Source organism: Actinoallomurus acaciae, from assembly GCF_042429965.1.
GTDB lineage: Bacteria > Actinomycetota > Actinomycetes > Streptosporangiales > Streptosporangiaceae > Actinoallomurus > Actinoallomurus acaciae.
In genome coordinates this window covers 21,693-30,298 of sequence record NZ_JBHLZP010000123.1, presented here as the reverse complement: position 1 = coordinate 30,298, position 8,606 = coordinate 21,693, and the positions used below count along the sequence as shown (strand labels likewise).

At 70.4% G+C, this 8,606-nt stretch carries 9 protein-coding genes; 6 read left to right on the top strand and 3 right to left on the bottom strand.

The genetic code is table 11. The features are described 5' to 3' along the window. The coding region (locus ACFFNX_RS18375) for an MFS transporter (protein WP_378203201.1) at positions 1 to 808 on the top strand (808 nt) is incomplete at its 5' end. A gap of 43 nt (positions 809 to 851) precedes the next feature. Here ACFFNX_RS18375 and merB read toward each other — a convergent pair. Both merB and ACFFNX_RS18365 read right to left on the bottom strand, forming a co-directional pair. Continuing rightward, the gene (gene merB / locus ACFFNX_RS18370) at positions 852 to 1,532 is read right to left on the bottom strand and encodes an organomercurial lyase (protein WP_378203198.1); all 681 of its coding nucleotides are present in this window, start codon (positions 1,530 to 1,532) and stop codon (positions 852 to 854) included. After that, positions 1,529 to 1,690 carry a hypothetical protein gene (locus tag ACFFNX_RS18365; RefSeq protein WP_378203195.1) on the bottom strand — a complete coding sequence of 54 codons (162 nt, stop codon included), beginning with the start codon at positions 1,688 to 1,690 and terminating at the stop codon, positions 1,529 to 1,531. The genes merB and ACFFNX_RS18365 overlap by 4 nt, the downstream gene beginning before the upstream one ends. Before the next feature lie 445 nt (positions 1,691 to 2,135). Here ACFFNX_RS18365 and ACFFNX_RS18360 point away from each other — a divergent pair, with 445 nt between their 5' ends. The 4 genes from ACFFNX_RS18360 (at position 2,136) to ACFFNX_RS18345 (ending at position 5,892) form a co-directional block, all read left to right on the top strand. Then, a complete protein-coding gene (locus ACFFNX_RS18360; RefSeq protein WP_378203191.1) occupies positions 2,136 to 2,864 on the top strand; it encodes a hypothetical protein in 729 nt (242 codons plus the stop codon). 101 nt (positions 2,865 to 2,965) lie between these two features. Next, positions 2,966 to 4,150, top strand: coding sequence for a sensor histidine kinase (locus tag ACFFNX_RS18355; protein ID WP_378203188.1), 1,185 nt, complete (start codon positions 2,966 to 2,968; stop codon positions 4,148 to 4,150). Positions 4,151 to 4,152: 2 nt separating this feature from the next. Next, positions 4,153 to 4,839 (top strand): response regulator, encoded by a 687-nt coding sequence (locus ACFFNX_RS18350; protein WP_378203185.1) that lies wholly within the window; start codon positions 4,153 to 4,155, stop codon positions 4,837 to 4,839. A gap of 141 nt (positions 4,840 to 4,980) precedes the next feature. Beyond that, positions 4,981 to 5,892, top strand: a complete 912-nt coding sequence (locus ACFFNX_RS18345) for a CPBP family intramembrane glutamic endopeptidase (RefSeq protein WP_378203182.1) — start codon at positions 4,981 to 4,983, stop codon at positions 5,890 to 5,892. Between the two features lie 82 nt (positions 5,893 to 5,974). On the opposite strand, the gene ACFFNX_RS18340 is transcribed toward ACFFNX_RS18345, so the two are convergent. After that, entirely contained in the window at positions 5,975 to 7,777 is a 1,803-nt protein-coding gene (locus ACFFNX_RS18340) for a CocE/NonD family hydrolase (RefSeq protein ID WP_378203179.1), read from the bottom strand. A 167-nt stretch (positions 7,778 to 7,944) separates the two neighbouring features. On the opposite strand from ACFFNX_RS18340, the gene ACFFNX_RS18335 reads away from it, so the two are divergent. Then, positions 7,945 to 8,586, top strand: coding sequence for a TetR/AcrR family transcriptional regulator (locus tag ACFFNX_RS18335; protein WP_378203176.1), 642 nt, complete (start codon positions 7,945 to 7,947; stop codon positions 8,584 to 8,586). Positions 8,587 to 8,606: the final 20 nt, after the last annotated feature.

The following is an 8,606-nucleotide window of genomic DNA, read 5'->3' as shown; positions in this document are numbered from 1 at the left end:
CGCCGCCGTGTTCGTCGGCACCGCCCTCGCGACGGTCGCGGGCGTGCCCGCGATGAACGCCATCGCGACGGCGTTCGGATGGCGTGCCGCCGCGGTGGTCATCGCACTGGCCGCGCTGACGGCGGCCGCGACCGCCGCCAGATGGCTTCCCGCCATGGCGGCGCCGGAGTCGCGCTCGCCGGCCGCGGCATCCGCTCCGGCCGACGACGGGCGGGCCGTGCTGGCGATCAGCGTGGCGACACTGGCCATGGTGACCGGTTACTTCGCGGTCTACACCTACATCACGCCGATCCTGACGCACGCCGGCCTGCGATCCCAGCAGCCGGTCGTGCTGGTGGCGCTGGGCGTCGCGGGCCTGCTCGGCATCATCGCGACCTCACGTGCCGTCGACGCCCATCCCTGGGCCACGCCGTTCGGCCAGTCGGCCTTCGTCGTGCTCGCGTTCGCCGGCGCGGTGCTCGTGGTCGACACGGCGCCGATGACGGTGGCGTGGCTGCTCCTCATGTCCGTGGCGTACGCCGGCCTCGGCGTGTCCTGGCAGGCGGGCATCCTCCGCGTCGCGCCCCGGTCGCCGGATCGCGCCTCGGCGGCATATGTCGTGGCGTTCCAGATCGGGATCACCGCGGGACCCGTACTCGGCGGCGTGCTTCGCGGGGCGTTCGGGATGGATCGTCTCCTCCTGGCGGCGGCCGCGCTGGCAGCGCTCAGCGCGGCCACCTACCCGGTCGTGTCGATGATCACGGTCAGGCACGCCGCCGCCGATTCGCCTCGACGGCGCGACCCGGATTCCGTGGGTCGTGGCCGGTGACCGAGGCGATTCGATCCGGTCGTTCACCATTTCGTTCGTCTGTTCATGGGAGACGCCAGAAGTCGCCGGTGAGGCCACATTCCTGAAGCAGTTCCTGGTTGTGGTCGCGTGTGTGCGGTGCGAAGTCCGGCCGCAGGCGGTCGCCGTACCAGGGGCGGGACAGCCGCCAGACCGTGGTGGCGTCGATCGTCTGGCCGCCTGTCACCTTCTCCGCGGTCGACCAGTCCTCGACATGGCCGCGGTCGCAGAACATTCGGATCATGGTGCAGGTGCCGACGACGTCGTCCCACCACTGGTCCGCCGGCTTGGGGAACCACACCGAGAGTTCCGCGGGCGGCGGCGTGGCAGGTCCGGCCGGCAACGACAGAGGGGTGCCACAGGCGGGGCATGCGGTGTCGATCCGGACATCGAGATCGAGGGCGGCGCTGATGCCGAACGAGTCCCACGCGCAGCCACCCCACCACCGCCGGTCGTCTCGTCCATCGCAAGGCGTCACCACGAAGGCCATCGGCCATGCGGAGAAGGGGTGGGCCATCCGCACCGAGTCTCCGTCCGGGGCCAGGACGAGAGCGTGCTCGTCCGCGAGCGTACGGAGCAGCTGCTGAGCGAGCGCCGGTGTAAGGCCCGTCTTCCGGGCGAGCTCCGCAACGGAGGGGGCACGCCCTTCGGCGGCGAACGTCCGGTAGACCACGTCCCGGATTACCCACGCGTCGGGAGCGCTCATGCGACGCCCCGTCCCGCCGCGAACGTACGGAAACCGGTCATCCCTGGATGACGCCGTACGACCACCTGCACGGGGTGAGCCGCCGACAGCCCCACCGACGACGCGCGGCATCCCCGGAACCCGGACACGCGCACCGCGGCCTCGACACGGTCGAACATCACAAACACTCCCTTTTCACCCGCCAACACCTGCGGAAACCGGCGAAGGCCATCGTCACCGTCGCGTGTCGCCATAGTTAACACAAAATGGCTCATCTGTCCTGAAGAATCTATTAACGACGATGTAGATACTGTTACTGGTTCTCAAGCGAGTGGAAGTCCAGTGCGTAAGTCCGAGCAGAAGGCAGCTCTCCCGCTTACCGCCACAGCGATGCTTGTCGAGTCTATGTCCGGCGGGGGCGGTGTCCTTCCAGAGCCCATCCTTCACGTGCGATAACTGGAGTGTTTGTCTGGCCCGACCGGGATTTCTTGCATATCGACTCTTGCCGGCCCAAGACCAACGGCTTGAGACGGCGCTTGCGCCGGGTGGCGGCGGACGGCGCGTAAGGCGCGGGTGCGTCAGACAGACATTGATGTTTGGCTGACGTGCTGACATGCTTGGCCGATGGGAATGTTCGACCGGGCGCAGCCCGATTCAAAGCACTACACCGCGCCAGGGTGCTCGGCGCACGGGCCTTGCCAGGCGCTGGGGGCGATGCGTCCGGAGGCGCGAGACGCGCAGCTGTCCCTGATCATCGGTCGTCGGCAGGACGGCGGGTTGGGGTCCGATCCGGTTGCCACTGATATCGGCGAGGGGCTGTCCGCCGTCCTCGTCGTCAAGGCCGGGCCACGCCGGCGCGGCGGCGCGCACGAGGCGGTGACCGTGGCCCACCATGCCGCAGCCCAGTGGGGCGCCGACCCCCGCGCGCTCTGGGGGCGCGCTCTGGCGAACATGCGTCAGGACAAGCTCAACATCCGGGCGTTCGACACCAACGTTGGCGTCAAGATGCACGTCGTGAACGGCACCGGCTGGCCCGCTGCCGGCCAGGCGCTGCGCACCGAGGAGGTGCTGGGCACCCCGCTGCCGAACGGCGCCATCGTCACCCTGCCCACCAACAACTCCTTCATCGCCCTGCCGATCCACTCGCGCCGGGCGCTCAACATGATCCCGTTCATGATGCAGACGAGCCGGCAGCTGATGAAGGGCGATCCGGCGCCGATGAGTGACGGTGTGTTCTGGTACTCCCACGGCCGCCTGGAATCGATGGGCGTCACCCTCAAAGGCGACAAGGACTTCAGCATGAGGTTCTCCGGCGCATGCAAACAGATGCTGGACTCCCTCCCGCAAGGCTGACCAGCCGCCCGCGCCGCCTTTCCGGACGGACGCTGACACGGGGCCGATCAACCGTCAGAAACCCACGGAAATCCCTTAGCGCGGGCCGTTAGGCTCTCTGCGTGTTCGGGAAGATGCCGGCGATGCCGGATCGGGTCCTGCCGGTCGGGAGATGGTGGCGGGCGCGTGGCCTGGTCGTGCGTGACGGTGCGCTGGCGGCGCTCTTCGCGGTCCTGGCGTTCACCCCCGGCGTGGCGCACGATGGGATGATCATGGCGGAGAACGCCCGCCGTCCCGTTGACGCGTTCGCTCTGGTGCTTCTGTTCGCCCAGTGCGTTCCCCTGGTCGTGCGCCGTATCCGGCCGGGGCTGTGTCTGGCGGTCATCGCCGCCGCGTTCGCGATCCACGAGATGTTCGGCTACCCGCCCACGTTCGCCAGCGAGGGGCTGATCGTCGCGCTCTACAGCGTCGGGGCGTACCAGGACCGCTTTCGCCGGGTTCCGGGCGTCGCCGGGATCGTCGCGTACGTCGTCCTCGCGGTCGTCGTGGCGGCTCAGGGCTCACCCGAGCGCCCGGCCGACTTCGTCGCGTTCTTTCTGATCGCCTATGTCGGCAGCTGGTCGGTGGGCGCCTGGATGCGGACGCGCGCCGGGCAGGAGGCCGAACGTCGGCGGCAGGCCGCCGGCGCGGCGATCGCGGAGGAGCGTGCGCGCATCGCCCGGGAGCTGCACGACGTGGTGACCCATCACGTGACGAACATGGTGATCCGGGCGGACGCCACCACGTTCCTCGCCGCCGACTCGCCCGAGCAGGTGGTGAGCGGCTTGGCCGAGATCGGCGAGACCGGCCGCCGTACGCTCGTCGAGCTGCGCTACTTCCTCGGCGTACTCGACCCGGTGGACGACGAGCCGGAGCGCGCGCCGGCGCTCGGGAGCCTGCGTGACCTGGTGGAGGAGACCCGTTCGACGGGACAGCCGATCGAGCTGAGCGAGGTGGGTGAGCAGGGGCCGATGACCCGCGGCGCCGAGCTCGCGGCGTATCGGGTCGTGCAGGAGTCGCTGACCAACGCCCTCAAACACGCGCCCGGCCGCCGTACGGTCGTCCGGGTCCGCCACGACGCGGCCGAGGTCGACATCGAGGTGAGCACGGATGGCTCCGGCGGCGCCGCGCCGCGCTCGGCCGACGGACGCGGGCTGACCGGGCTGCGCGAGCGGCTCAGCGTGGTCGGAGGCGAGCTGCGGGCCGGCGGGCGCCCGGACGGCGGCTTCACCGTGCACGCCCGCATCCCGGCGGGAGACGGACGGTGACCATGCCCGATCCGCAGGCGGAGGCGAGCCCGATCCGCGTCCTGGTCTGCGACGACCAGAGCATCATCCGGGCGGGCTACGTCACGATCATCGACGCCCAGCCCGGCCTGGAGGTGGTCGGTCAGGCGGAGGACGGCCGTACCGGGGTCGAGCTCGCCCGGCGGCTGCGCCCGGACGTGATGGTGATGGACATCCGGATGCCGTTGCTGGACGGCATCGCGGCGACCCGGCTGCTGGCCGGCCCGGACGTGGACGACCCTGTGAAGGTGCTGGTCGTGACGACGTTCAACCTCGACGAGTACGTCTACGATGCGCTCCGCGCCGGGGCCAGCGGCTTTCTGCTCAAGGACGCGCGGCCGCACGAGCTGGTGGCGGCCGTTCGTACCGTCGCGGCCGGTGAGGCGCTGCTGATGCCCGCCGTGACCCGCCGGCTGATCGGCCGGTTCGGCTCGCGGGTCCGCGCCGCGGAACGCCGATGGGACCCGGCCGAGCCGCTGACCGACCGGGAGCGTGAGGTGCTGATGCTGATCGCGCGCGGGCTGTCCAACGGCGAGATCGCCGAGGCCCTCGTGATCAGCCACGAGACCGTCAAGACGTATGTCTCGCGCATCCTGACCAAACTCGGTCTGCGCGACCGCGTGCAGGTAGTGGTCTTCGCTTACCAGAACGGCCTGGTCAGCGGGTACTGACCGGCGTCATCCCCCGAGCGTCGTCCCCCGAGCGAGCTACCCGGGTTGTCCACGTCGGCGCGATGATTCCCCGGCCTCGCCGTCCGTAGCGTTTCCGGCAGTTCGGCCTGCATCCGAGGCCGCGACCTAACGGAGGCCATCGTGAGGAAACGCGCCGATTCGACGGCGGAGCGGGTACGGCCCGAGCGGCAGCCCGGGCGGGGGCCGCGACCGGCATGGGTGCGCCTGATCGTGTTGCTGGTGCTGAGCGTGGTGGCCGACGGCGTCATCGGCTCGATCTACTCGGGCGTGCAGGGCAACGCCGTCGCGCTCCTGATCGTGGGAGTCCTGGCCGGGCCGCTCCTCGCCTGGCTCGTGCTGCTGGGGTACGCCGAAATGGTGCGCGTCCTCGAACGCCGTCAGGCGGGCGAGGTGGGCCGGCCCGGCGCGGTCGCCGAGGTACGCCGCGGGACGCTGCTCGGAATCGGGCTGTTCGCGATCACCATCGCGATCATCGCCGTCTTCGGCGGGTACGGCATCCACGGGTGGGGCAACCCCGCCGCCGCCATCGGCGCGTTCGGCATGACGTGCGCGGTGGCCGTCGCCGAGGAGGTGATGTTCCGCGGCGTGCTGTTCCGCATCGTCGAGGAGAAGACCGGCACGTGGGGCGCGATGGCGGTCTCCGCGATCCTCTTCGGGGGACTGCATCTGATCAACTCCGGCGCGACGCTCTTCGGCGCGGTCTCCATCGCCATCGAGGGCGGGCTGATGCTCGCCGCGGCCTACACCCTCACGCGTACGCTGTGGCTGCCGATCGGGCTGCACCTGGGCTGGAACTTCGCCGAGGGCGGCATCTTCGGGACCAACGTCTCCGGCTCTTCCGACCACACCCTGGGTCTGTTCAAGAGCACGGTGTCCGGCTCGTCGCTGCTGAGCGGGGGCGGCTTCGGTCCCGAGGCGAGCATCATCGCGCTCCTGGTCTGCGGCACCACGACGGTCCTGCTCCTGCGCCAGGCCCGGCGCCGCGGCCACATCCGCCGGCGTAAGGCGTCCGCCGCACCGACCCAGGCCTGAGGAATCTCCGAGGTTCCGTCGTCGGCGTCTCGCCCGGGATCGCCCCCCGGCCGATGCGGCCGTAAGCCCGCCGCTGCGGCGGCTACCTCCGCACCGGCATCGTCACCGACGACGGATGATCGCCGCCGGTGTAGATCGTCATCGGCCCGAGTGTCTTGACGCCGCCGTCCGGCTGCGGCGCCAGGTGAGGTACGTCGAAGCCCTCGACCGTCAGCCGCAGTCGGTGTCCGGGCCTGATGGCCGCACCTGTCGGGAAGATCTCCACGTCCACCGGCGCGATCGTGCCCGGCGGCAGGTCCTTCTTCGCCGACTTCAGGAACGGGTGCCAGGGCTGGATCATCCTGCCGTCCAGGTAGCGTGACCTCTTCTTGTCCAGCGCTCGCTGGGAGACGCTCTCCCAGCCGCCGGTGATCCGGTGGACGCCGCCGTCGGGCGCGACGTCCTCGACCGCCAGCGACAGCATGCCGTCGCCGGTGCTGGTCGAGACGTACAGGTGGGCGTTGATCGGCCCCTGGAGGCGCAGCGTCCTCGTCGCGGGCGCGGAGTCGAAGGTGAGTCCGGTGGCGTCGTTGAGCCGGTTGTCGCTCCAGCACGGCAGGTCGTCGAGCACCGCGCTCGTCAGGCCGCCGGTCCACTGGTCGGTCGAGCGCGTGCACAGGCCGCTGACCGGCAGCGGCTGGAGTGTCGACCTCCCCGAGGCCGCGGTGCCGGTGGTCAGGCCACCGGACCTGACCAGGGCGGTCGAGGACCCGGAGAGGTTGAAGGTCTTCGCGGACAGGTCGCTCGCGATCCACTTCTGCTTCCGCACCCATCTCTCGGTGCCCTGCTCGTAGTAGGTCACCGGCGCGATCTGGTCCAGGTGGGTGTCCAGCCCCATGATCCAGTGGTCGAACCAGCGGAGCTCGAGCTGGGCCAGCGACCCGTAGCCGGCGGCGCCGAACTCGGTGCCTCCGCCCGACCCGGCCTGGAGGTGGTTCCACGGCCCGTCGATGAACTTCACGGGTGTCCCGTTGCGCTGGATCCCCTCGAAGAGCAGGGGCTCGCCGCGCTGGAAGATGTCGTACTCACCGCCGATGATGAACGTCGGGACCGTCACCTTGTCGATGCGGGTGATCGGCTTGCGCCCCGCCCAGTACGGGCCGTCGTAGGCCACGTCCCCGCCCAGCGCTCCCGAGAGCACCTCCGGCAGGGTGCCGCCGACGCCGCCGGAGACATGGTCGACCGCCATGGTCAGGGCCGACTTCGGCTCCTTGAGGCTGAACGCGGGGGGAATCGCGCCGGCCGCGGAGACGAGCATGAACCACTGCGGCAGGAAACCCGCGTCCATCTCCCCGCCCGCGGCGGTGACGTCGCGGTAGGGGTCGGCGGCCGGCACCGTCGGGAAGATCGCCTTCAGTCCGGGCGGCTGCCGCTCGGCGGCGAAGAGCTGCTCGATGCCGAGGTAGGAGCCGCCCTGCATGCCCACCTTGCCGTTGCTCCACGGCTGCCTGTGCGCCCAGGTCACGACCTCGCCGGCGTCCTTGTTCTCCCTCGCGCCGAACGCGGACCACCGGCCCTCGGAGCTGCCCGTACCACGCGCGTCGACCCAGAGCTCCGCATAGCCACGGTCGACGAAGTAGTCGGCGGGGACGTTGGTGCCGAGGAGAGCGCCGCTGTTGGTACCGATCGGCAGCCGCTTGTTGTACGGCGTGATCGTCACCAGCACGGGCAGCCTCTGCCTCACCGCCTTGCCGTCGGCGGTCGCCGGGAGCGTGAGGTCACCGCGCAGGATCTTCCCGTCACTCATCCGGATCGCCAGGTCCTTGCGCGTCACGGTGTGGTGCCACTGCGCGGGTCGCGGTCTCCATCCGTCGGCGAGCGGTGCCGAGTCCGCTCGATCGGGCACCGCGGCAACGGACGCGAGCACCAGGGCAAGGACGGGCGGCAACATCAACGAGCGAGCGTTCACGGGATCCCCTGTGGATGCATTTACTACTGCTCCGTAGTAAATTGCTACGCGACCGTAGTAATTGTCAAGGGGCGCCCGCTCTCAGGACCGCTACCCTGTCCGGCGTGACGGAGGCAGAAGTGGGCACGCGACGACGGCGACGCGCGTACGCACCGCGGATGCCCATGGAGCAGCGCCGTCGGCAGCTGCTCGACGCGGCACTCGCGCTCATCGTCCGCGAGGGGTACGCGGGCGTCACCGTCGAGGCGATCGCCCAGGAGGCCGGGGTCACCAAGCCGGTCGTCTACGGCGCGTACGCCAATCTCTCCCTCCTGCTCACCGCGCTCCTCGACCGGACCCAGAGCGATGCCGTCACCCAGCTCCTGGCCGCCTTCCCGCCGGATCCGCGTCGCCTCACCTCGAAGCACCTCGCGGGAGACATCGCCCGCGCGTGGGCACGGACCGTACGCGAGAACCCGCAGACCTGGACGCCCGTCCTGGGAGCCGGCGCGCAGACACCGGCGCCCGTCCTGGAGCGGATCGAGCAGGGGCGCGAGGTCGTACGCGAAGCCATCGCCGACCTCATCGGCCGGGGCCGCGACCTGGACGCCGCCACCGCCCGGCGTCACCTCTGGACGGCTCACGCCGTGGTCGCCGCCGCCGAGCACTTCGGACGCGTGGTGCTGACCCGCCCCGACGCCATCACCGACGACGAACTCGCCGCGCTCTTCGACGATCTGGTCGACGGCCTCCTGCGCCGGACCTGAGCGGAAGCCCGGCTCGCCGC

Bases quoted from the DNA above. Each gene is read 5' to 3' on its own strand.
- ACFFNX_RS18365 (WP_378203195.1), bottom strand. From the start codon at position 1,690: ATGTTCGACCGTGTCGAGGCCGCGGTGCGCGTGTCCGGGTTCCGGGGA.
- ACFFNX_RS18360 (WP_378203191.1), top strand. From the start codon at position 2,136: ATGGGAATGTTCGACCGGGCGCAGCCCGATTCAAAGCACTACACCGCG.
- merB (WP_378203198.1), bottom strand. From the start codon at position 1,532: ATGAGCGCTCCCGACGCGTGGGTAATCCGGGACGTGGTCTACCGGACG.
- ACFFNX_RS18350 (WP_378203185.1), top strand. From the start codon at position 4,153: ATGCCCGATCCGCAGGCGGAGGCGAGCCCGATCCGCGTCCTGGTCTGC.